The organism is Syntrophaceae bacterium, from assembly GCA_013177825.1.
Classification (GTDB): Bacteria; Desulfobacterota; Syntrophia; order Syntrophales; family PHBD01; genus PHBD01.
This window is the reverse complement of the sequence record JABLXX010000008.1, coordinates 162,386-186,458: the sequence shown is the minus strand read 5'-3', so window position 1 is coordinate 186,458 and position 24,073 is coordinate 162,386. Positions and strand designations below refer to the sequence as shown.

Sequence of the window (24,073 nt, the reverse complement as noted above, 5' to 3'; positions counted from 1 at the left end):
CCGCCCCTTTCATTCGATCATTCCAAAGGGGGGACTTTGCACATGAATCGCAACATCGCGCGCTTTCTGGATCGCAACATCGAGACCTACGGCGAGTACGAGCAGTTCGTTTTCCTGGGGAACGACGGACCCCGGCGGATCAGGAACACGGACATCCGCAGCCGGGCGCAGGCCCTGGCCGCGGGACTGAAGAAGGCGGGAATAAAACGGGGAGACGCCATCTGTACGGTCGTGAGCAACGTGCCGGAGATCCCCGAGATCATCAACGGCATCAACCGGTGCGGCGCCATTTACCTTCCCGTGGTGTTCCTGCTCACGGCGGCGGAGATCCGCTACATCCTGGAAGACTCGGGTGCCCGGGTGATCATCACGGAGACGATGCTGCTCCCGAAGATCCTGGAGGCCGCCAAGGGGGTGGCGTCGGTCGGGAAGATCATCGTCATCGGCGGTGAGACCCGCGACGACACGGTATCCTACACGGATGTCCTGAAGGAAGCCGACGGCGGGGGGGACATCGAGACGGTGGACGCGGAAGACGTGGCCATCCTCATGTACACGTCCGGCACGACGGGCGTTCCCAAGGGGGTGATGATCACCCATCGCAACATGGAAGCCCAGATGCGCAACGGCGTCGTCTACACCGGGTGCGAGTACATGTCGACCGTGCTGGTCACCGTCCCCATGAACCACATCCTGGGGGTTCTCACCTGCCTGGAGGGCAACTACGTCGGCACCATCACCTATATGATGCAGCCCTTCGATCCGCGGAAAGTGCTGGACGCAATCCGCGAGTACCGGCTCGAATACACCCCCCTGGTCCCGACCATGATCGTCTACATGATGATGGTCTTCGACCCCAAGAAAGACGACCTGTCGGCGTCGAAGATGTTCATCTCCGCCGGCGGCCCCCTCAGCGTGGAGACGCAGGTGCAGGCGATGAAGCTGTTCGGCGCGGACATCCGGGTTTCCTACGGGTGCACCGAGACGGCCGGCACCATCACCCGGCAGCACCATGAGCGGCCCATCAAGCCGGGAAGCGCAGGTGCGCCCATCGCCTCCATGAGCCTGCTCATCGTCGATGACAACGGCCGGGAAGTTCCCCGCGGAGCGGAGGGGGAGGTCATCTGCAAGGGACCCGTCGTCATGAAGGGGTACTGGAACAAGCCGAAGGAAACGGCCGAGGTCCTGAAAGACGGCTGGTTCCACACGGGCGACCTGGGGCGGCTCGACGAGGACGGGGAGCTCTACATCACCGGCCGCAAGAAGGACCTGATCATCAAGGGAGGCGAGAACATCGATCCCGGAGTCATCGAGGGAATCCTCTACAAGCATCCCGCCGTCATGGAGTGCGCCGTCGTCGGCATGAAGGACGAGAAGTTCGGGGAGGAAGTGGCCGCCGCGATTACCCGGAAGCCGGGAATGGAGACCACGGAAGAGGAGTTTCTTGCCTATCTGAACGAAAACATGAAGGCGTTCGTGGCACCGAAGCGAATATTCTTCCTCAATGGGCTGCCGAAAACAACACTGGGCAAGGTTCTCAAGCGGGAGATCCGGAAGATCATCAATGAAGAATAATATGGTTAGTATAATGTTAATAATATCAAGTTATTAAGTATTGGTATTAAAGCTCTGCCTCATGGTAGTCAAGGTGAATCGAGGGAATAGACATGGAAGAAAATTATGATGTAATCGTCGTCGGAGCCGGAGTCGGCGGGCTGACCGTCGCCTCCCTGGCCGCGAAGGAAGGACGGAAGACGCTCCTGGTGGAGCAGTGCGACCGGGTCGGGGGACGGGCCCTGACGATCCGCGGGGAGGAGATCCTGTGGCACGGAGCCTCCTGGTACAAGTCGCTCCTGGCGAAACAGTACACCTGGATCCCCTATGCCGAGCCGGTCCTGGAGGACATCATCGCCCGGCAGATGCTGAAAGGCTACACGCTGGACGTGGGTTATCACGGCGTGGCCCTCAACGGCGACGGGTATTTCCTGGATCTCGACGAGCGGCTGGGCACCGGCGTTCCCATGGTGGGAAACATCAACAGCACGTATATCGGCGATGAATGGTACCTGGATTTCGATGCCGGGAAGATGGACGAGCGTCTGAAGAAGATCGCGGAGGACAACAGGATTCCCTTCGTCAAGTTCTATCTCGCGGCGGCCAGGCTCAAGGACGAGGACTTCGACCGCCTGGAATCCGTTTCCGTTACCCAGTGGTGCAGGGAAAACGGACTCTACGAGAACAAGACGATCTTCGGCATGATCCACGCCGTCTCGACCCTCATCACGACGATCAACGATCCCGACGACATTTCCATCGGCGACATCTTCCGCTACATGGGGCAGGTGATCAATCCGCGCTTCAAGGCCGGGCGGGCCAGGTGGCCCTCCGGGTTCACCACCGGCGGCATCATGCGCTGGAGCCAGGCCGTGGCCAACCGCTTCCGGGAGCTGGGCGGCACCTTGGAGCTGAATGCCCGCGTCCGGGAGATCCTGATCGAAAACGGGCAGGCCGTCGGCGTCGCCGTTGAAGACGGATCCGGCGCCATCCGGAAAATCACCGCCGGGAAGGTGGTCAGCAATATCCCGATTCAGGACATCTTCAAAGTGGCCGACAAGGGCGCCTTTCCCGCGGAGTGGGCCGACCGGATGGAAGGCCTCTACGGGTACGGCTCCATCGCGCCCTACTTCGGGCTGAACCGGCTCGTCCTGCCGGAGCGGGAGTGGAAGGTCGGGGTGAAGGACACCTACGTCATCCCGAAGGAAGAAGGCTTCGAATACAACGTCTACATGTGCTGGAACATCCAGTCCCAGACGGATCCCTCCTGCGCCCCCGGAGGAAAGCACCTGATGACGGCCTACGCCCCGGTCACGGAAAAGGAGGCAAAAGACAGGGATTTGATGGTCAAGGCCTGCCGGCTCATCATCGACTACCTGGAGCGCCGCTACCCCGGGTTCAAGAAGAGCGTGGACTGGGCCCTCTTCCCAACGGCCTGGAAGCTGGAGGGAGTGGCGAAGTCCAAGACCCAGGCGGGCACCCTGAAGGCCCCCGTCGAGGCCCCCGGCGTGGCGGGGCTGTACTTCACCGGCGACACGGTAAAGGGGTACGGCGTGGCCATGGACTGCGCGGTGGCGGCGGGCCTGATCTGTGCCTCCCGGATCACCGGGAAGGACTACGGCGTCTCCTGATCGCGCACGTATAGCCGCGAAATTCCATTGCCTTTTATTTGTAAGGCCGGAACCTCCACGATGTTCCGGCCTTTTTTTCGGGGGGAGATGTCGGCATCCGTTGCCGGATATTTTGTATCCTATGGATATTCCTTTTCCGAAATCGTCCGGAAGCATGAGTGATTAAAGGAAATTAAGAGAAATTGCTTGACTGTGAAACAACGGTGGCCTAATTGACTGAACGCGTTCAGTGAAAAGAAACGCACCGGCAGAATCAAGAAAACTATTGGATATTATATGGGTGTTGCTGAAAGAAAACAGACGGAGAGAAACGCCAGAGTCAAACTGATTCTCGACAGCGCGGCGGCCGTCTTTCGGGAGAAGGGGTTCCGGGATTCGACCATCGAAGACATCGCGGCCCGCGCCAAGATTGCCAAGGGAACCATTTATCTGTATTTCAAGAGCAAGTCCGATCTCTATTTCTGCCTGGTCGAGCCGGCGCTCGAATCCCTTTCCAAGCGCCTGATTGAGATCGCCCAGGACAAGGAAGACGGACCTGACAACCGCATGCGCCGACTCGGCCGGGCGATCTACGATTTCTATGAAAGGGACACGGATGAGTATTTCTTCCTGATCCGCTACAACGAGGATGAGTACCCGAAGCTGCTGCCGGAGGACAGGCTGGCGCGCTTCAAGTGCATCATGCGGTGCAACCTCGAGCAGGGGGAGATCGTCATTCGGGAGGGCGTTGAAAAGGGAGTTTTCAAGAACATCAATCCGTATGCGGGTGCGGTCATATTCTGGAGCGTCTTCATCGGCATGATTCACTTCCAGGAGAATCGGATGAAACAAGGGAAAAAGGATTACCGGAAGGCGACGCTGGACTATCTGGGGATTTTCATCGATGGCCTGCACACGCACGAATTGAACGCATCAATGAGCACGTTCATAGTCTAATTAAGTTCATGCCCGGCAGGATACCTTATTGGATGGGCGGGCAGCGTGAAGATCCGGGCGGACTCCGGGGTGCTGCGATCCGTGCCGGGGCCGTGCATCGATCCGTGTCCGGTGTGAATGTGCCGCACCGGGGAAACGCTAATCGGAATCGGGACATTCTTCATCCGGCAGCCCGAACAAGGAGGACCGTCAAGATGAACATCTCCGAGGCCATCAGGAAACGAAAAAGCATCCGCGAATTCAAACCCGATCCGGTTCCCCGGGACATCCTGCGGGAGATCCTGGAAACCGCCGGCCGGGCGCCGTCGGCCATGAACACGCAGCCCTGGAAGTTCCTGGTCGTAACGGGCGACGCCCTGGAGAGGATCAAGAAGGAGAATGTCGAGAAGCTCAGGGCCGGGGAAATACCCAAAGAAGAGCACCCGGTCGTGGGATGGTCCCCGGACAGTGTGTACCGGAAACGCCAGGTGGCGCTGGCCATGCAGCTGTTCGAACGGATGGGCATCCGGAGGGAGGACAAGGAGGAGAGGGCGCGCTGGCTCGAACGGGGATTCCGCTTTTTCGACGCACCGGCCGCCATCATCCTCCTGACGGACCGGGCGCTGCTTGAAGGCACATGCATCCTGGACGTCGGGGCCGTCATGCAGAGCATCTGCCTGGCGGCACTGGAGCACGGGCTGGGAACGTGCATCGAGGACCAGGGGGTGATGTATCCGGACGTGGTGCGGAAACACGGCCGGATCCCCGATTCGGACCGGATCGTCATTGCCATCGCCATCGGCTATCCCAACCCGGACTTTCCGGCCAACCGGCTCGAGAGCCCGCGTGAGCCTGTCGACAGCATCACCGTCTGGTCGTCATAACGGACCGGGATCGGGAACAGCCGCCCTGAGGTCGCTGTCAGGGGTGCAGTCCGTATGTTGACTTCTGTCCAATGAAAAGCGGGGAACAGACACCCCGTCTTTCCGTACACCATCGATATCATACGCGATACCGATAGCAAGCCGGTTGGCACCGGATTTGCGGGGCATTGCATGGGAAGGAAGAACCAGTTCAAAGGAAGCCCCGCAACGGTCATTCCGCTTTTGATGACCGGCTGACGGGCCGGGAGACCGTCCCTCAGGGGGGGCTTTCACGAAAGGAGCAGGATATGTTTTCGCATCTGTTTGCACCCGGACGCATCGGAAACCTGGAAACCAGGAATCGGATCGTCATGCTGCCCATGACCATGGGTTATTCCGAGGCCGACGGCACCGTCGGCGACCGCTTCATCGCCTATTTCGGCGAGCGGGCAAAGGGGGGCGCCGGGCTGATCATGATCCCCTTTTCGCCTCTCGACGTCGGGACGTTTCTTGTTCCGGCCGTGTACGACGACCGGTACCTGCCGGGAATCCGGCGGCTCACGGATGTCCTCCGAAAGGAAGGGGCAAAAAGCGCCTGCCAGCTCATCGTTTCCTATCATGTGTCCTTCGGGGACAGGCCGGCCGAGCTGGTCGGTCCCTCCCCCGTGCTGAACCAGATGCTGCGGCAGACTCCCCGGGCTCTCACAGTGGACGAGATTCACCACATCGTCAGGGAATACGGAACGTCGGCCCGCCGGGCCCGCGAGGGGGGATTCGACGCTGTCGAGTTCATCGTGGGCGGCGGCTACCTCCTGAACCGCTTCCTCTCGCCCACCACGAACCAGCGGGAGGACGAGTACGGCGGAAGCCTGGAAAACCGGATGCGGATCCTCCTGGAGATCGTCGCATCCATCCGGAAGGAGGCGGGGGATGACTTCCCGCTGGGCGTGCGCCTCAATGTGGAGGAGCAGATGCCCGGGGGACACACGATCGAGATATCGAAGGGCGTGGCCCGGGCTCTCGAAGAAGCAGGCGTGAGCTTCATCAACACGTACACCGGCTGGCATGAGTCGCGGGTGCCGACCGTGGCCCCCTTCGTCCCCAAGGGCGGCTTTGCGGACCTCGCCGGGGCGATCAAGGGCGCCGTCGGCATCCCCGTCATCGCCGCGAACCGGATCAACGACCCGGTCACGGCCGAGCGGATCCTGGCGGAGGGGAAGGCGGACTTCGTCGGTGTGGGCCGGGCCCTCATTGCGGATCCGCACCTCCCGAACAAGGCGAGGGAAGGGCGAGTCGGGGAGATCGTTCCCTGCCTGGCCTGTGGAAACTGCCTCTCCGACATCCTGGTCATCTACAAGGACCCCCACGGTCCCGCCTCGGTCTCCTGCACGGTCAACCCCTTTGCGGGCCGCGAGCTTGATTTCGTTCCCGCGGCGGCGGACAAGCCCGGGAAAGTCTTCGTTGCCGGCGGCGGTCCCGCGGGGCTGGAGGCGGCCCTCATCGCCGCCGAACGGGGGCACAGGGTCACGCTCTTCGAGAAGGAAAACGAGCCGGGAGGCTGGCTCCGGGTAGGGTGCCTGCCGCCCTACAAGGAGGACATCCGGAACCTGGCAGAGAGCCTGGCCGTGCGGGCCCGCAAGGCCGGCGTCGAGATCCGCCTGGGGACCGTCCTGGACGTCGCGACCGTCGAGCGCGAGAAGCCCGATGTCCTGGTCGTGGCGGTCGGTGCCGTGCCCATTGTCCCGGACATCCCGGGCATCCGTTCGGACAGCGTGGTCTCCGCGGAGGACGTCCTGACAGGGAAGAAGACCGTCCGGGGGAAGGTTGTCGTCCTGGGCGGAGGCCTCGTGGGATGCGAGACGGCGGAGTTTCTAATGGCGAAAGCCAAGGACATTGCGAGCGTCACCGTCCTGGAGATGCTGGACCGTCTGGCGCCGACGGTCTCGGCCAGCTATCGGCCGTTTTTCCTGGGGATGCTGAAGATGCTGGGCATCCGCCTGGAGAACCGGACGACCGTGGAGGAGATCACCGACCGGGGCGTGAAGGTCAACCGGCAGGGGACCCCTGAATTCATCGAGGCGGACTGGGTCGTTCTCGCCGCAGGCCTCCGGGTCGACCCGAAGGCGGTTGAGGCATTTCAGGGCAAAGCCCCGGAAGTCATCGTCGTAGGCGACTGCGTCCGGCCTCGCATGATCAAGGAGGCCATGCAGGAGGGGCTGGCCGCCGGCCTGAAGGCCTGAACCCGAGTCCCGGCTGACCGGAAAGCCGGAAGAAGGAAAACGTGCAGGAGTCCAAATCCCCGAAAAGGAGGAACCGATGGCCATCAGCGAGTCGAAGAAGGAAACCGTAGCCGCCCTGGAGAACATCATCAAGATTGTCGGCAAGATGGGGGTGAAGATCGAGCAGTTCGATCCGGGAGCCGTGAAAGTCCGGCTGCCGAAGGAGCCGAACATCAACCACGTCGGCATGGTCTATGCCGGATCGCTCTTCTCGCTGGCGGATTACACGGGGGGCGTTCTCTTCAGTTCCTGTTTTGACCTGAAAAAATATATCCCCATCCTGAAGGAGGCGTCGATCGTCTACAGGCGTCCTGCCATGAGCGACATGACCATCGAGGCGACGTTCACCGAGAGCGAGATCGAGGAGCTGAAGAAGATGGCGGACAGCGTCGGGAAGGCGGATTTCGTAAAAGAGTTCGAATTGAAAGACGAGAACGGAACCGTCTGTTGCATGGCCCGAGGGAGTTTTCAGATCCGAAAGGCATAGGAAGAGAATTCAGGTTCCGTCGAATCATGATGGGGGGCCGCCGGCCCCCCTTTTTTCAGCCGATCCACATTCTCCATCCTGCCGGCAATCCTTGCTGTATCCGAATCGCCGGGGTCGCAGACATTTGTCCGATAAAAAAAACATGTAAGCACCCATACTTTCCCGATTCGTAAAGATATGTTGACAGGCATCCCCCTTCTCCATATGCTCGCACGGCAGCAAGCCGGTTACAGTCCGTAACCAGATCAATCTTCCCGGTGGACGACATGGATAAGCGAAGCATGACCAGGACACAGCTCCTGGAGGCGCTGGAGGCTGCGGAAAAGTGCATCGAGGAACTGGAAGCGACGGGGATGAGCGATCAGGGCCGGATGAGAGAATCGCAAGCCCGCCGGGAACGATACCGGCATTTTTTCAACCTGCCACAGCTCGGCACGGCGATCGTCGGTCCTGACGGCAACTGGGTCGAAATCAGCGACGAAGTCTGCCGCATCCTCCAGTACAGCCGGGAAGAACTCCAGAATATAAGCTGGCGGGACCTCATGCCGGGAGACTCTCTCCCGGAGGGCCGTTTCAGCACCCGTGCCGTGCTCGACCGTACAATCCGGGCAGGAATCACCGAAATGCAGTTCATCCGGAAGGACGGCTCCCAGGTGGACATCCAGGCTTCGGCGATGCCGATCCGGGGAGAAGACGGCGCCGTCGATTATATCGTCGCGGTGATCCAGGACATCACCGGCCGCAAGCAGTCGGACCGGCTGCTGAACATCCAGAGCGAACTGGCCTTTGCCCTCACGAAGGCAACCTCCGTCCATGAGGCCGCGGAATTCTGCCTGGGGGCCTGCATCCGGGCTACGGAATGTGATTCCGGGGGCATATACCTGCTCGATGACGATTCGCGTGCTTTGAATCTGGTCCATGTACAGGGAGTATCGGACACGTTTGCCGAGAGGGTCCGACAATACGCCGGATCGTCTGCAGGGACGCGGATTGTGCTCGACGGCAGAACTTTGTACTTTGATGCCGCCGACCTGCTGTCCCTTTTCAACGGAGACGACCTGACTGCCGAAGGGATCCGGTCCGTCGGTATCTTTCCAATCCGCCACCTGGACAGGATCATCGGAAATCTGAACGTTGCATCCCATGTATTTGACACCATATCGGAATTCGGAAGGAAGGCCCTGGAGGCCATCGCCAGCCAGATCGGGTCGGCCATTGCCAGGCTGCTGGCGGAGCAGAAGCTCAGGGAAAGCGAGGAACTTTTCCGGCTCCTGTTTGAAAAATCGGACGATGCAAACCTGTTCATGCTGGGTGACCGATACATCGAGTGCAACGAAGCGGCCCTCAGGATCGCCGGGTGTCCCGACAAGTCTCTTCTCCTGCGGCTGACGCCTGCCGAAATTTCTCCGGAGCGGCAGCCCGACGGTGCGCTGTCTTCCGAGAAGGCGATGCGAATGATCGAACTCGCCAACTGGAAGGGTTCCCATCGCTTCGAGTGGGTCCGAAGGAAGCTCGACGGCGGGGAGGTCCACCTGGATGTCATGCTGACGGCCGTGTCGGTGAAGGGCAAGAAGCTTCTTCTTACGACCTGGCGCGACATCACCGAGCGAAAAAGGGCCGAAAACGAGTTGCGGGAATCGCAGCGCAGGCTGTCGGACATCATCGAATTTCTGCCGGATGCCACGCTGGTCATCGACCGGGAAGGCAAGATCATCGCCTGGAATCGGGCCATCGAGGTCATGACGGGACTGCCGAAGGAGGAGATGCTGGGGAAGGGCGGCAATGAATATTCCATTCCCTTTTACGGCGACAGGAGGCCCATCCTGATCGATCTGGCCCTTCGTCCCGATTCGGAGATCGAAGGGAAGTACACTTCAATCCAGAGGGCAGGGGACATCCTGTTCGGCGAATCCTTCACGCCCGCCCTGCCGCCCGGGAACAAACACCTGTCGGCGACAGCATCCGTTCTCCGCGATTCACGGGGCGAGGTCATTGCCGCCATCGAGTGCATCCGGGACAATACGGAGCGAAAAAGGCTGGAAGAGCGGCTCAACCGGGCCGAAAAGATGGAAGCCCTGGGAACGCTTGCCGGCGGCGTGGCCCACGACTTGAACAACGTGCTGGGCGTGCTGGTGGGGTATTCGGAACTGCTGCTGGGAAAATTGCCGGAGGAAAGCCCGCTGAGGCGATATGCGGAGAACATCCTGAATTCAGGCGAAAGGGGAGCCGCGATCATTCAGGATCTGCTGACCCTGGCCAGGAGGGGTGTAACCATCTCGGAGGTCCTGGACCTGAACGGGGTTGTCGCTGATTATCTGAGGAGCCCGGAGCTTGAAAAACTGAAGAACCATCACACAGGTGTGACCATCCGGACGGAGCTCGAGGACGGTCTCCTGAACGTAAAGGGTTCTCCGGTTCACCTGACAAAGACATTGATGAACCTGGTTTCCAATGCGGTCGAATCCATCTCCGGCGACGGGGAGGTGACCATCCGGACGAAGAACCGCTATCTCGATTGTTCGGTCCGGGGGTACGACGAGATGAAGGAAGGAGACTACGCCGTCCTGTCCGTGTCCGATACGGGCCGCGGGATCTCCTCCACGGACCTGGGCAAGATCTTCGAACCCTTCTATACGAAAAAGGTCATGGGAAGGAGCGGGACGGGCCTGGGACTGGCCGTTGTCTGGGGGACGGTGAAGGATCATGCCGGCTACATCGACGTCCGGAGCGCCGAGGGACAGGGGAGCGTCTTCACGCTGTATTTCCCGGTAACCCGGGAAGCGTTGAAGGGGAAGCAGATGAAGGCGCAACTCGATCAATACCAGGGCCGGGGAGAGACGATCCTTGTCGTGGACGATGTGGAGGGACAAAGGAACCTGGCCGTCAGCATGCTGAGCCAGCTCAATTACAGAGTCGAGGCCGTCTCCAGCGGAGAAGCGGCGGTGGAATACATCCGGGAACGCCCGGCCGACCTGCTGCTCCTGGACATGATCATGGACCCGGGAATCGACGGCCTGGAAACCTACCGGCGCATTCTGAAGATCAATCCGCGTCAGAGAGCGGTCATCATCAGCGGATTCTCGGAGACGGACCGGGTTCGGAAAGCCCAGGAATCGGGAGCCGGCGGTTATGTCCGGAAACCCTATACACTGGAGCGCATCGGTCTGGCGATCCGGGAAGAGTTATCCAGAAAGGCAGGCCGTTAAGCATAAAACGGGGGCGGCATGCCGCCGGATGAGCCGCTGCCGGGGCCGAAGAGGACGCCCGGCCTGACATCCTGTTTCCCAAGCAATTTTCGGTTTTTCCCCGTTGTGCGCTTTCCCCGGCGAAAAATTCGCCTTGACCTATATAAAATTAATATATATCCTTCCTGCCATACAAATCGAAACATTCCAGTTCGCAGCCTTCCCCGCTGCAGCGTCGGCATGCCGGTTCGCAGTCGCGATTCCGGCCGATCACAACGGACGATCCTTTACGGTAACGCCCATGTCCGTACGCTACGCCATCCTGGGACTTCTTCACTACCGCAATATGCACGGCTACGAGATCAAGCACCACATCGAGCGCCATTTCGGCCACATGTGGACAATCAACTACGGCCAGATCTATCCGAATCTCCGGTCCCTGGTTGAGGAAGGCCAGATCACCCTGGCCGACATCTCACCCTCGGAAAAAGGCGGTCCCCATCGAAAGCTCTATGCCATCACGGACGCGGGGCGCAACGAATTCGGCCGGTGGCTGGAAAAAGACGAGGACTCGCGGATGTTTCTCCGCGATCCGTTTCTCATGCGGTTCATCTTCTTCGGCTTCGGGAACAGGGAACGGGCCCTGTCCATCATCGACAACCAGCTCCGGATTTACGAGGACCAGCTGCAGCGCCGCCGGCAGCTGCTCGAACGGTGGCAGGAGCAGGGAGAGTACGTGCGCCTCGTCGCCGAACTCGGCGAGGAATTCAACACCATGTATGTGAAGTGGCTGAGAAGGGCGCGGCAGGAAATCCTGGAGCGCATGGAGGCATAAGCGGGAGGAGACCGTCGTTCCCGCGCCAGCGGAGGAGGGACCATGGCGTACACGGGGATCACGCTTGTTACCGGGGCCGCCGGATTCATGGGCAGCCATCTTGTCGAGCACCTCGCTTCCAGGGGGGTGCGAGTCCGTGCGTCGGCGCGTCCGCGCAAGGACGTCTCCTTTTTCGATCGCCTGGGCGTCGAATACGTCCCCGCCGACCTGACCCGGCCGGAAACCCTGCCACCGCTCTTCGCCGGCGGCGTGGACCGGGTCTTCCACCTGGGCGCAATCTGCAATTTTTCCACCCCTTACGAAAGACTATATCCAACCAATGTTGCCGGCGTGGAACGCCTGACGGATCTGGCCCTGAAAGCCGGCGTGAAACGTTACATCCACGTGGGTTCCACCAGTGTCTACGGACCGTACCGGGGCGTCCCCTTCCGCGAGGAAGGCCCGCGGGCTCCGCAGGATGATTACGGCCGGAGCAAGAGAGACGGAGAGGACGTCGTCTGGCGCCGCATCGGGGAAGGGCTGCCCGCCGTCATCACGAGGCCGTGCACAGTTTACGGTCCCCGCTGTACCGACGGGGCGGGCAAGGCCTTTTCCCGTCCCTCCTCGATCGCGGCCATTCCCGGTCACGGCCGGCAGCGTCTCTCCAACATCCGGGCCGAGGACGTGGCGGCCGCGGTGGAACACCTGTCTGAACGGGACGAGGCGATCGGCCAGGCCTACAACATCGCGGAGGACACCAACCCGACGGTTGAGGAGGCCCTGGTCCTGGCCGCGGAAACGTTCGGAACAAAACCTCCTTCCCTCCATCTGCCCCTGGGGCTGCTCAAAATCGTGGCCCTCATCGACGGCCGCCTGTCTGCGCGCCGGGGCCGTATCCCCGACCTGGAATACGACGCCGTCCGGTATCTCTACGAAGACTACATCGTGGACAACACCAAGCTCAAATCAACCGGCTACCGGCTGATTTACCCCGATTTCAGAGCCTCCATGGAACAGATGAAGACCTGCCGGATGCCGGCGGGTGGCTGATATCCGCCCCGTAGCATGGGACGGCATGGGAACGTTTGCGAAACGAAACAAGGCGTGAACGGATAAAGGAGGGGGAACATGGGACAGGTGGTCGTCATTACCGGGCTGGCGGACGGGATGGGGCGGGAAGTGGCAAGGATCCTGGCGAAGGCCGGAGATACGGTTGCCGGATTTGACATGTCCGCGGAGGGCATCGACACGCTTCAGAAAGAACTGGACGAAATCTCCGGGCCTGCCGCCAGGCCGCATTACCTCGTCCCCCTCAACATCACCGACCGCCAGGGGATTCACCGCTTTCGGGACGAGGTGCTGGCAAAATACGGCCGGGTTGATACCGTCCTTTCCAACGTCGGGATCGGCTTCTTCGGTCCCTTCGAGGAGGTCGATCTGGAGGCGGCTCTTAAGTGCCTGGAGATCAACGTCATCGGCGCTGCAGCCATCTTCCAGGCCTTCCTGCCCGCCCTGCGCAAGCAGGGAGGCGGCAAGCTGATCGCCATGTCCTCCCTGGTCGGCCAGATCCCGTTTCCCTTCGAGTCGATCTATTCCGCCAGCAAGTTCGCCATCGAGGGAATGGTCATGTCCCTGCGCTACGAGGTCGAACCTTTCGGCATCCGGGTGGCCCTGATCGAGCCTGCCCAGGTCTCGACGACGTTTGCCGCCAAGATCCACAAACTTCCACCGGAGGGATCGCCCTACCGGGAGCGGGCCCGGCGCTTCATTTCCCGCGACAACGTCCTGATCAAGACGGCGCCGACCCCGATCCAGGCAGCCGAAAAGATCGCCCGCATCCTTCGCGAAGACAGGCCGGCATTCCACAACCAGGTGGATTTCATGAGCACCGTTTTCCTCTTCCTGAACAGGATTCTGCCCGTCGGGGTGCGTGACGCGATCCTGCTGAACCACATGGACATCAAATGAGGAAAGGGGGCCTGTCATGCAGTCCGAAGCGAACGTGAAGGAGCGGCTCAATCTCTATATCAACGGGCGGTGGATGGCGCCCGCCGGGACGGAGACCGTCCCCGTCATCAACCCCTGCAGCGAAGAGACGATCTCGACGGTGGCCATGGGCAACGAAGAGGACATCGATCGGGCCGTTCAGGCCGCCCGGGAGTCCTTTCCTGCCTGGTCCCGGACGCCTGTTCCGATGCGCGTGGCGCTGTTGAAGAAGATTTCGCAGGCCATGGCGGCCCGGCAGAACGAGATCGGAGACACCATCGCCGCGGAAATGGGGATGCCGGCCCCCTGGTCACGGATGATCCAGGCGGGCCTGCCCATTGCCACGCTGAACAGCTTCGTTCCCATCCTGGAAAACTATCCCTTTGAATACGACATGGGCCGGACCCGGATCGTGAAGGAGGCCATCGGGGTCTGCGGATTCATCACGCCCTGGAATTACCCCCTGCACCAGATCATCGGCAAGGTCGCCCCCGCCCTTGCCGCCGGCTGTACGATGGTCCTCAAGCCCAGCCAGCTCGCTCCACTGAATGCCTTCCTTCTCGCCGAGATCCTGGAGGAGGCCGGGCTCCCCCCGGGGGTATTCAACCTCGTCTCCGGGGCCGGCTCCCGGGTAGGGCAGGCCATTGCCTCCCATCCGGAAATCGACATGGTGTCCCTCACCGGCTCCACCCAGTCCGGAATCCTGGTGGCCCGGGCGGCGGCGCAGACGATCAAGCGGGTGACCCTGGAGCTGGGCGGAAAGTCCCCCAATGTCCTCCTGAAGGATGCGGATTTCCCCGTCGCGGTCCGCAAGGGCGTACACCAGTGCTACCTCAATTCGGGCCAGACCTGCACCGCTCTTTCCCGGATGATCGTTCCCGCGGAAAGGCAGGAGGAGGTCGCCGCGCTCGCTCGGGAAGCGGCGGAGTCGATGGTGATGGGCGATGCCTTCACGGATGGTGTCCACCTGGGACCGATGATCGATCCGCAGCAGCTCCACTCCGTTCGCGCCTGCATCGAAGCGGGAATCCGCGAGGGCGCCACCCTGGTGACGGGCGGGACGGAACAGCCGGACCATCTGCCGAAGGGATTCTTCGTCAGGCCCACCGTCTTCGCCGATGTCCGCTCCGACATGACCATTGCCCGGGAGGAGATCTTCGGGCCGGTACTGTGCATCCTTCCCTATGGCAGTGAAGAGGAGGCCATCGAGATCGCCAACGACAGCCTCTACGGACTCTCCGGATCGGTGTGGTCAGGGGATCTCGACAGGGCCAGGCAGGCGGCGAAGAAGATACGGAGCGGCCAGGTGTTCGTCAACGGCGCCGATTTCGACATCGACGCCCCCGCCGGAGGCTACAAGCAGTCCGGAATCGGCCGGGAGCGAAGCAAGTACGGCTTGGAGGAGTATCTGGAAATCAAGGCCTTGATCGGTCACAACCCCGTATGAAAGGGACGTCAGCCTTTGAATCGGACGACGAACCGGGATATTTTAGAGGCGAGGGCCTCGAGGAGGGTCGCATGAAAGCCCAGGCCGTTCCATTGTATGCCGTACCGGAGACGCGCGTCGGCCGTCTGCGGGAGAAAATCGTCCGTGCCCCCCAGGAGGTGTGCATTCAGCGTGCCCGCTACCTGACGGAGGCGATGGCCCGCCATTGGGACCGGCATCCCCTGACCCGCATGTCCCTCGCTTTTGAGCATGTGCTTGAGAACATCGACGTCGTCATCCGCGAGGGCGAACTCATCGTGGGCAGCCGGACATCGAAGCTCAAAGGGGCGCCCCTGTTCCCGGAAAACAAGAGCCGCTGGATCGCCGGAGACCTGGAAAACTTCGACCGGCGCGTCCTCCAGCGAGCCCTCATCACGGAGGAGGAGAAGCGGGAACTGCGGGACGACATCCTGCCCTTCTGGGAGGGCCGGACGGCGGAGGAGCGCTTCGAGGCCCTCCTTCCGGAAGATGTGGCTACCGATATGGACAAATACATCTTCACCATGATGCTGGAGATTACTTACGGCATCGGCCATTTCACCATGAACCACCCCCGGATCCTACGGCAGGGGCTGGCGGGAGCAATCGCAGACGCCGGCCGTCGTCATGGTGCGCTGACAAAGGCGGAGCGGGAAGGGGAGAAAGGGATCTTTTATGAAGCCGTGATTCTGTCCCTGAAGGCAGCGGTCGCCTTTGCCAACCGTTATGCTGCTCTGGCCCGCGATCTGGCAGACCGGGAGGCCACACCGGTACGGCGGGCGGAGTTGCTGGAGATCGCCCGCGTCTGCGAGCGGGTCCCGGAACATCCGGCCCGGACCTTCCGCGAGGCCATCCAGGGCGTATATTTCATCCACCTGATCTCGCAGATCGAGTCGGGGGGGAACTCCATTTCCCTCGGCCGGATCGACCAGATCCTGTTTCCGTATTACGAGGCGGATGTCGCCGCCGGCCGGATCACGCCGGAGCAGGCCCGGGAGCTCCTGGCCCTGCTCTTCATCAAGACCAACGAGATCTGGAACGTCCTGGAAGAGGCCTTCATTCCCGGGGGCGAGGGTACGGAGGGCAAGACGACCCAGAACGTCACCGTCGGCGGGATGGACGCCCGGGGAGAGGACGCGACGAACGCCCTCAGCATGATCGGCCTGGACGCCTTCGCCGATATCCGGACGGTGCAGCCCAACTTCGGCGTCCGGCTCTGCAGCGGATCACCCGAGGCCTTCGTCCTGCAGGCCGCCGGCTATGCAAAAGACGCCGTTCCGCTCCATTTCTTCAACGACGAAGCGATCGTTCCGGCCCTCGTCCGGGCGGGGCATACGCTGGAGGATGCCCGGGACTACGGGGTTGTGGGGTGCCTCGAGCCCAGCGCCCAGGGAAAGTCCTTCTGCTCCACCTTCGCCGTCCAGTTCAACGGCATCAAGTGCCTGGAGTTCGCCCTCTCCAACGGCATCGACAACATCTTCGGCTACCTCTCCGGTCTCGAGACGGGAGATCCCGCATCCTTCGCCTCCTTCGACGACGTCTGGAACGCCTACGACCGACAGGTCGGGCATTTCATCGGGCAGGTGGTGCGGGGCATGGCCGTTCTCGACCAGGCCGTCGCGGAGCTGGTTCCCTCGCCCTTCGCCTCGGCGATGATCGACGGCCCCCTGGAGAAGGGTCTGGACCTCACCCGGGGAGGAGCCGTCTACAACGCCACGGGTGTGCAGCTCATGGGCTTCTCCAACATCGCCGACAGCTTCACCGCGGTGAAGAAGGCCGTCTTCGAGGACCGGCGCTGCACCATCGGAGAGCTTGCCGGCTGGCTCTCCGACGACTGGCAGGACGTGGAGAACAAACGGCTGTTCTTCCTGGAAAAGATGCCAAAGTACGGCAACGACGACGATGAAGCCGACGCCATGGCCGCGAAGGTCATGGCCCACTTCTGCGAGCGCCTCGAGCCGCACCGGAACTTCCGGGGCGGGGCCTTCTGGCCGGGGGTCTTTTCCGTGGGATTCCATCTGGCCTTCGGGTCCTTTACGGGTGCCACCCCTGACGGCCGAAGCGCCGGCGACATTCTGGGCAACGGGATCACGCCCTCCAACGGCCGGGCTCTCCGGGGACCTACGGCGGTCATGAATTCCGTGGCGAAGCTGCCCCTCACGATGGCGACGAACGGCGTCAACCTGAACATGCGCTTCTCCGGGAAGCGCCTGGACCCGGCGATCCTCGCGGCGCTGGTCCGGGGGTATTTCCGGAAGGGCGGTGTCCAGGTACAGTTCAACATGATCGATACCGATGTCCTCAAGGATGCCCAGGCCCATCCCGAGCAGTACCGGGACCTGGTCATCCGGATGAGCGGCTATTCCGTGACGTTTGTGGATCTGAGCGACACGGCGCAGAACGAGATCATCCAGCGGATGGAATACGCCGTATAGCGGGGATGCGGGAAAGGAAGCCGGGAGGCATGCCGTGAGCAAGGTCATGACCATGAAGGAGGCCGTTGCGGCCCACGTCCAGGACGGCGATTTCGTCTACATCGGCGGCTACATCTGCCGGACGCCGTTTTCCGCCGTCCACGAAATCATCCGGCAGCGGAAATCGGGACTGACGATCACCCGGGGGAACGCCGCCGACGATTTCGACATGATGATCGGCGCCGGCGTCGTGAAGCGCTTTATCTCAACCTTCATCTCTCTCGGCCTCTACGGTCTCGCCCGCTGCTACCGGCGATCCCTGGAAAAGGGCATCCCGCACAGGATCGAGGTGGAGGAGTATACGAACCTCTCGCTTCCGATGATGCTGATGGCCGGCGCGATGGGCATGCCCTTTGTCCCCGTGAAAGACCTGCTGGGGACGGACTTGCTGAACATCCGGGGATTCATGGGAGAGAACAAGTATAAACGGATCGAATCGCCCTTCGACGGCAGGCCCGTCCTGCTCGTCCCGGCCCTGAATCCCGATGTCGGGATCATCCACGTCCAGCAGGCCGACGAGGGCGGGAACGCCCAGATGTGGGGGATCGGCGGGGACTGTAAGTACGGCGCCAATGCATCGAAGAAGGTGATCGTCTCCTGTGAGCGGATTGTCAGCCGGGAGACCATAGGGAAGGACCCCTCCCGGACCATCGTGCCGGATTTCAAGGTTGCCGCCGTGGTGGAGGAGCCCTTCGCCTCGCACCCGGGATACACGCCGGGCTTCTACGACCTCGATCTGGGCTTCGGCTACCTCTACAAGGAGGCCTCCGGCACGGTGGAGGGGTTCGAGGCCTTTCTCAAGGAATGGGTGTACGACCTTCCCGACCGCGCGGCCTATATCCAGCACTTCATCGACCGGTTCGGCTACGCCCGGTTCCGGAGCCTGCAGGCCCGGTTCGATTTCGGCTATCCGGTCAGCTACGAGTACTGAAGTCTGCCAAATCGGAAAGGGGACGCGAGGAGGAACGGTGATGACAGACCATCCCAACGACTACATCAAGCCGGAACTCATGGCCTGCTGCGGGGCGCGGGAGATCCGGGACGGCGACGTCGTCGTCGTCGGCACTGGATTCCCCACCATGTCGGCCAACATCGCCAAGCATACCCACGCCCCCCGGGCGGTCATGATGCAGGAGTCGGGGGTCTACGACGCCCGGCCCCGCCGGCCGGCCCTGTCCGTCGGCGATGCCTGCCTCAATCCCGGAGCCGCCATGATCGGCGGGCTCGTCGACATCATGGGGATGTTCCTGCAGGGGGGCTGGATCGACGTGGGGTTCCTCTCTGGCTCCCAGGTGGACCGCTTCGGAAACATCAACACGACCTGTATCGGACCTTACGATCAGCCCAAAAGCCGGTTGCCGGGAAGCGGGGGTGCCAATCCCATCGGAGCCATGGCGAGGCGCGTCCTCATCATCGCCCAGCACGATCCCCGGCGGCTTCCGGCCCGCGTCGATTTCGTCACCACGCCCGGATACATCGACGGCGCCGGGGCCCGGGAGAAGTGGAATCTGCCGGCCGGCACGGGGCCCCACGTGATCATCACCAATAAGGCGGTCCTCCGCTTCGACCCGGAAACGAAGGAGGCCTACCTGGCAAGCTTCCATCCGGGGTGCACGATCGACGAGATCCGGAGCCTGACAGGCTGGGACCTGAAGGTGGCCGACGACGTCCACGAGACGGAGCCCCCCCGGGCGGAGGAACTGCAGGTCATCCGGGAGGTTCTCGATCCGCACCGGATGATAAAGATTTATGAATCAAAAGGCTACGTATAGGACGGCCGTTGAAAAGGGGTCGTCTGCTGCGTTCCCCTCGTCCCTCGCCGCTCGACGTACGGAAAAGTACGCCTCGCGGCTCGGGGACTTCGGGAGCCTTGCATCCAACCCCTTTTGAACAGCCGGAAATCGCAATGCCGGCGGTCGGTGATCAAAAATTTGACCTGTTTTCGTGACCGGACCCGAGGAGGAGGGCGCTTATGGATCATACGGAGAAGCTGGCGGCGTTCCTGGCGGGGATTACCTTCGACGCGCTGCCCCCGGAGGTCGTCCACAAGGCCAAGCTGTGCATCCTGGACTATGTCGCCAACGTCTACGGCTCCCTGGAACTGGACGCCGTTGCCGCCGCGGTGGAATACGTCCGCTCCCTGGGCGGGCCGGAGCGAGCAACCGTTCTGGGCTGCGGCTTCCGGACGGATCTTCACCATGCGGCCTTTCTGAACGGGACGACGGCGGAGGCCATCGAGGCCCAGGACGGGCTGCGCTTCGGGGGAAACCATCCCGGAACGGCGGTGATCCCGGCCGCCATGGCCGTGGCCGAAGACATGGGGTTGGGAGGAAGGGCGGCCATCGAGGCCGTCGTCGCCGGGTACGAGGCGGCGGACCGTCCGGCGGCGGCGATGCACCCCTGGCATACCCTGGGGGGATTCCTGCCTACCGGGACCTGCGGGACCTTCGGGGCGGCTGCGGCGGCCGCCCGGCTGAGGGGGTGCGACGCGGCGGGAATGCTGAACGCCCTGGGATGCGCCGGTTACCTGGCGCCCGTCTCCATGGCGCAGCAGCTCATGGGCGGCTTCACCGTCAAGATCGTCCAGGGAGGCCAGGCCGCTCTGGCGGGGCTGATGGCGGCGGGGCTGGCCGGCGCGGGAATCACCGGGGACCGTCAGGTCTTGGAGGGGTCGGAACTGAAGGGCGGGTTCACCCAGATCACCACCCGGGCGGAGCCGAAGTTCGAGAAGCTGACGGAAGGGCTCGGGGAGCACTACACGATCAGTGACATCTACTTCAAGCCCTACACGGCCTGTCGCCATACCCACGGAGCCGCACAGGCGGTGCTCTCGCTCATGAAGGAGGAGTCGCCGGATCTACCGGACATCGTTACCGTGGAGGTCTTCACCTACGGGATGGCCGCCATCGCCGTCGGGAAGGGAATTGCAGCGGGAGATACCTTCGTGAGCGCCCAATTCTCCATCCCCTACGTCGTCGCCGTCTGCATCCTCGACGGGGAACTGGGGCCCAGGCAGCTCACGGAAAGGCGGATGGCAGATCCGGCACTCCTGGAACTGTCGAAAAAGGTCACCGTCCGGATGGACGAGGAACTGAACAAGGTTTACCCGGAGAAGACCTCCAGCCGCGTGGAGATCGTCCTCAGGGACGGCCGAAGGCTGGTGCGGCAGACGGACATTCCCAAAGGGGATCCGCGGGATCCCATGGAGGCGGCGGACCTGGCGGACAAGGTCCGCTGGTTTGCGGGCTGCCGGGACCGGAATAAAATCGAACGGATCATCGACATGATCCTCAACCTGGAGCGCCTCCCGGACGTCCGGGAGCTGATCGGCCTGATCTGACGGGAAAGGCGCATCGCATAACGGATGCAAGGAGCGGAAACAATGGATTTTTCCTTGAACGAGGAACAGAAGATGCTTCTGGACACCCTCCGGACCATGGGGGAGCGGGAGAAGTTCCGGGAACGCGCCGCGGAGATCGACCGGACGGGCGAGTTTCCCTATGACCTGATGGCGAAATACGCCGAAATGGGACTGCTGGGGATGACCCTGTCGCCGGCCTTCGGCGGCGGTGGTCAACCGGCGATCAACGCCATCCTGGCCATCGAGGAACTGGCCAAGTTCAGCCCCATGATCGCGGCGCCCGTCTTCGAGTCCAACGTGGGACCCGTCCGGGTGATCGACCTGTTCGGGACGGAGGAGCAGAAGAAGGCGATCATCCCGGGGGTCTGCCGGGGGGAGCGGAGCGTCTCCGTCTGCATGACCGAGCCGGAGGCGGGCTCGGACCTGACGGCCCTCTCGACGAAGGCCGTGGAGGACGGGGACTCGTACATTCTCAACGGACGCAAGATCTTCATCACCGGCGGCGGCCATGCCAGCCACTACATGGTCTACACCCGCTTCGGGGAGACGACGGGCTACAAGGGCATCGGCGGCCTCCTCGTGGAAAAGGGCGCGCCCGGCTTCACCTTCGGGAAACAGGAGGAATTCCTCGGCCTCCGGGGCATGCCGTCCTGCGAGCTGATCTTCGAGGACGTCCGGGTCCCGAAGGAGAACGTGGTCATCAAGGAAGGCGACTTCAGCAGGCTCATGTGGACCTTCGACATCGAGCGGTGCGGAAACGCGGCCATGTGCCTCGGGACGGCGGGGGGAGCCCTGCGGGAGGCCATCGCCTACGCCCAGGCCCGCCAGGCCTTCGGGAGGCCCATCTGCGAATTCCAGGCGATCCAGTTCATGACCGTCGACATGGCCATGAAGCTGGAGGCGGCGAGGCTCCTGGTCTATCGGGCCGCTTCCGGGGCGGGGCAGGGACTTCCCTCCATCTACGATGCCTCCATGGCCAAGTGCTTCGCCAACGAGATGGTGATCGAGGTGACGAACACGGCCATGCAGGTCTTCGGCGGTTATGGCTACAGCAAGGAATTCCCAGTCGAGCGGATGCTCCGGGACGCCCGGGCCTGGGGCGTGGCCGGAGGCACCGTGCAGATGCTCCGCATCACCCTGGCCAGTGTGCTGTACGGCCGGCGCTTCGACCAGCGCCGGGGAAAATAGCGGGAAAGACCGAAAGGGGGGAAACATGGGGATTTACTATCGCAATGCAGACCATCTCTATGAAATCTATGGATATTTCATGGATCGGGTCCTGACGGACGAGAAAATCGGCTCCAAAATGGCGAAAGCGGGGATCATCATCCGCTTCATTTACACGGACCCGGATTCGGAGATCACCATCGACCTGAAGAATCCGCCGGATAAGCCCGGCTATTACGGATCCTACCGCCTCGGTCCCTGCGAGCTTCAGGAGGACGTCTGGTCGAAGCAGGCGGCGGACTTCTCCCACAGCTTCTGGCACGGCCTGGAAAATCCCGTCGCCGCGGTCACCAGGGGCAAGGTCAAACAGGGCGGCAAGATCACCGCCATGCTGAAGCTCCTGCCCGTCGTGAAGCCTGCCTTCCAGATGTTCCCCGTGATCCTGAAGGAACTGGGGTACGACAATCTTGTCATCGCCAGGAAGGGCTAAGACGCGGTCGGGGGCGGGATGCTGGGCGAAAAGGGGACGATCTTCGATATCCAGCGGTTCAGCGTCCACGACGGGCCGGGGATCCGGACGACGGTGTTCTTCAAGGGGTGCCCCCTCCGCTGCGCCTGGTGTGCCAATCCGGAGTCGCAGGACACTCGGCCCCAGTTGATGATGAGGAACAACCGATGCACGGCCTGCGGACGATGTCTCCCGGCCTGTCCCGAACGGGCCGTCCGGCTGACGAAGGACGGGCGCCGCCGCATTTTCTGGAAGAAGTGTACGCAATGCCTCCGCTGTGTTGCCGCCTGCGAGACCGGGGCTCTCTCCATTGCCGGCCGGGAGGCGACGATCGCAGAGATCGTGAATGAAGTGGAGAGGGATCGCTCCTTCTATGAAACATCCGGCGGTGGCGTGACCCTTTCCGGCGGGGAGCCCCTCCTGCAGCCCGAATTCGCCGTCCGCCTGCTGGAGCGCTGCAAGGAAAGGGGCCTGCACACGGCGCTGGATACATGCGGGTATGCCGATCCCGATATCCTTCTGGCGGCGATTCGGTATGCCGATCTGGTCCTGTATGATATCAAGGCATTGGACGACGAGAGGCACCGGAAATACACCGGCGTCGGGAACAGCCTCATCCTCGAAAACGCGAAGCTCGTCGCACGGAGCGTCCGGACCTGGTTCCGGATCCCCCTCGTGGCGGGCGTGAACGACACAGTGGAGGAGATCCGGGAAATTGCGACGCTGGCGCGCCGTCTGGGCGTCGAGAAGATCAGCCTGCTTCCGTATCATGCGGGGGGCCGGGAAAAGAGGCTCCGGATCGGCGCCGGAAAGAGTCCCTTTCGCGGGAACGTGCCGCCGGAAAGACATCTTGCCCGCCTCCGGCGCGCCATCGAAGCGGAGGGCGTTGCCTCTTCGGTCGGGCGCTGAATTCAGAAGCCCGGGGCGCGGGCGGGGGCCGTCACGGGGAAGTCGAACCCGTCGAGGATGGCGCCGCCGGCTCTCTCCTCCGGTCGTCGACGACGATGTTCCGGAGGATGTCCCAGGCTTTTTCCACTCTCTTCCGTTCCTCCTCGTTGGGGTCGATCTTCGAGCGGCCTGTCGAATGGACGACCACGACGTTGCCGTCTTTGTCCTTTACTTCCCGGACCCCCATCGTATCGTACGGGCTCTCTTTGGCGTCCCGTTCCTGCTCGATCATGAGCTGGATCGTCCTGTCGCTGACGCCCGCCTTCTTCAGCTTCAAGACCTGGTCGGCCGTCAGTCCCTGACAGGGCGGGGCCGCCATGAGCAGAACAAAAAGAACGGCCGGGATCATCGTGAAAACGCTTTTCATGGGCAATCCTTCCTCTTTTTTCTTGATTCTTACCATGAATCCGACGCTTTGGGAATGCCGTCAGGGTGC

General features: G+C 62.2%; 19 protein-coding genes. 18 read left to right on the top strand and 1 reads right to left on the bottom strand.

The genetic code is table 11. The annotated features are described in order from the left end of the window. Window positions 1–42: 42 nt before the first annotated feature. The 18 genes from HPY65_15940 to HPY65_15855 all read left to right on the top strand — a co-directional run bounded on the left by HPY65_15940 (window position 43) and on the right by HPY65_15855 (window position 23,598). Window positions 43–1,575, top strand: coding sequence for an AMP-binding protein (locus HPY65_15940; protein ID NPU85968.1), 1,533 nt, complete (start codon window positions 43–45; stop codon window positions 1,573–1,575). Between the two features lie 92 nt (window positions 1,576–1,667). After that, entirely contained in the window at window positions 1,668–3,185 is a 1,518-nt protein-coding gene (locus tag HPY65_15935) for an NAD(P)/FAD-dependent oxidoreductase (protein NPU85967.1), read from the top strand. A gap of 276 nt (window positions 3,186–3,461) precedes the next feature. After that, window positions 3,462–4,121: a TetR/AcrR family transcriptional regulator gene (locus HPY65_15930; protein ID NPU85966.1), complete on the top strand. Its 660-nt coding sequence runs from the start codon at window positions 3,462–3,464 to the stop codon at window positions 4,119–4,121. A gap of 194 nt (window positions 4,122–4,315) precedes the next feature. Next, window positions 4,316–4,984, top strand: coding sequence for a nitroreductase (locus HPY65_15925; protein NPU85965.1), 669 nt, complete (start codon window positions 4,316–4,318; stop codon window positions 4,982–4,984). A gap of 287 nt (window positions 4,985–5,271) precedes the next feature. Beyond that, a complete protein-coding gene (locus HPY65_15920) occupies window positions 5,272–7,203 on the top strand; it encodes an FAD-dependent oxidoreductase (GenBank protein NPU85964.1) in 1,932 nt (643 codons plus the stop codon). Between the two features lie 76 nt (window positions 7,204–7,279). Then, window positions 7,280–7,729, top strand: a complete 450-nt coding sequence (locus tag HPY65_15915) for a DUF4442 domain-containing protein (protein NPU85963.1) — start codon at window positions 7,280–7,282, stop codon at window positions 7,727–7,729. A gap of 266 nt (window positions 7,730–7,995) precedes the next feature. Then, the gene (locus HPY65_15910; GenBank protein ID NPU85962.1) at window positions 7,996–10,935 is read left to right on the top strand and encodes a PAS domain S-box protein; all 2,940 of its coding nucleotides are present in this window, start codon (window positions 7,996–7,998) and stop codon (window positions 10,933–10,935) included. A gap of 280 nt (window positions 10,936–11,215) precedes the next feature. Next, window positions 11,216–11,749, top strand: a complete 534-nt coding sequence (locus tag HPY65_15905) for a PadR family transcriptional regulator (protein NPU85961.1) — start codon at window positions 11,216–11,218, stop codon at window positions 11,747–11,749. Window positions 11,750–11,791: 42 nt separating this feature from the next. Beyond that, complete coding sequence (locus tag HPY65_15900) at window positions 11,792–12,778, top strand: NAD-dependent epimerase/dehydratase family protein (GenBank protein NPU85960.1); 987 nt, start codon at window positions 11,792–11,794, stop codon at window positions 12,776–12,778. 78 nt (window positions 12,779–12,856) lie between these two features. Then, window positions 12,857–13,696: an SDR family NAD(P)-dependent oxidoreductase gene (locus HPY65_15895; protein NPU85959.1), complete on the top strand. Its 840-nt coding sequence runs from the start codon at window positions 12,857–12,859 to the stop codon at window positions 13,694–13,696. 16 nt (window positions 13,697–13,712) lie between these two features. Further along, the gene (locus HPY65_15890) at window positions 13,713–15,161 is read left to right on the top strand and encodes an aldehyde dehydrogenase family protein (GenBank protein NPU85958.1); all 1,449 of its coding nucleotides are present in this window, start codon (window positions 13,713–13,715) and stop codon (window positions 15,159–15,161) included. A gap of 71 nt (window positions 15,162–15,232) precedes the next feature. Next, window positions 15,233–17,614: a formate C-acetyltransferase/glycerol dehydratase family glycyl radical enzyme gene (locus HPY65_15885; protein ID NPU85957.1), complete on the top strand. Its 2,382-nt coding sequence runs from the start codon at window positions 15,233–15,235 to the stop codon at window positions 17,612–17,614. A 34-nt stretch (window positions 17,615–17,648) separates the two neighbouring features. Continuing rightward, window positions 17,649–18,584: a CoA transferase subunit A gene (locus HPY65_15880; GenBank protein NPU85956.1), complete on the top strand. Its 936-nt coding sequence runs from the start codon at window positions 17,649–17,651 to the stop codon at window positions 18,582–18,584. 40 nt (window positions 18,585–18,624) lie between these two features. After that, on the top strand, window positions 18,625–19,425 hold the full coding sequence (locus HPY65_15875; protein ID NPU85955.1) for a CoA-transferase subunit beta: 801 nt from the start codon (window positions 18,625–18,627) through the stop codon (window positions 19,423–19,425). Between the two features lie 200 nt (window positions 19,426–19,625). After that, window positions 19,626–20,993, top strand: coding sequence for an MmgE/PrpD family protein (locus HPY65_15870; GenBank protein NPU85954.1), 1,368 nt, complete (start codon window positions 19,626–19,628; stop codon window positions 20,991–20,993). A gap of 42 nt (window positions 20,994–21,035) precedes the next feature. Then, on the top strand, window positions 21,036–22,202 hold the full coding sequence (locus HPY65_15865) for an acyl-CoA dehydrogenase (GenBank protein ID NPU85953.1): 1,167 nt from the start codon (window positions 21,036–21,038) through the stop codon (window positions 22,200–22,202). A gap of 25 nt (window positions 22,203–22,227) precedes the next feature. Then, the gene (locus HPY65_15860) at window positions 22,228–22,671 is read left to right on the top strand and encodes a hypothetical protein (protein NPU85952.1); all 444 of its coding nucleotides are present in this window, start codon (window positions 22,228–22,230) and stop codon (window positions 22,669–22,671) included. 18 nt (window positions 22,672–22,689) lie between these two features. Beyond that, window positions 22,690–23,598 carry a glycyl-radical enzyme activating protein gene (locus HPY65_15855; protein ID NPU85951.1) on the top strand — a complete coding sequence of 303 codons (909 nt, stop codon included), beginning with the start codon at window positions 22,690–22,692 and terminating at the stop codon, window positions 23,596–23,598. A 31-nt stretch (window positions 23,599–23,629) separates the two neighbouring features. Here HPY65_15855 and HPY65_15850 read toward each other — a convergent pair whose 3' ends face one another. Then, window positions 23,630–24,004 (bottom strand): hypothetical protein, encoded by a 375-nt coding sequence (locus tag HPY65_15850; GenBank protein NPU85950.1) that lies wholly within the window; start codon window positions 24,002–24,004, stop codon window positions 23,630–23,632. Window positions 24,005–24,073 lie beyond the last annotated feature (69 nt).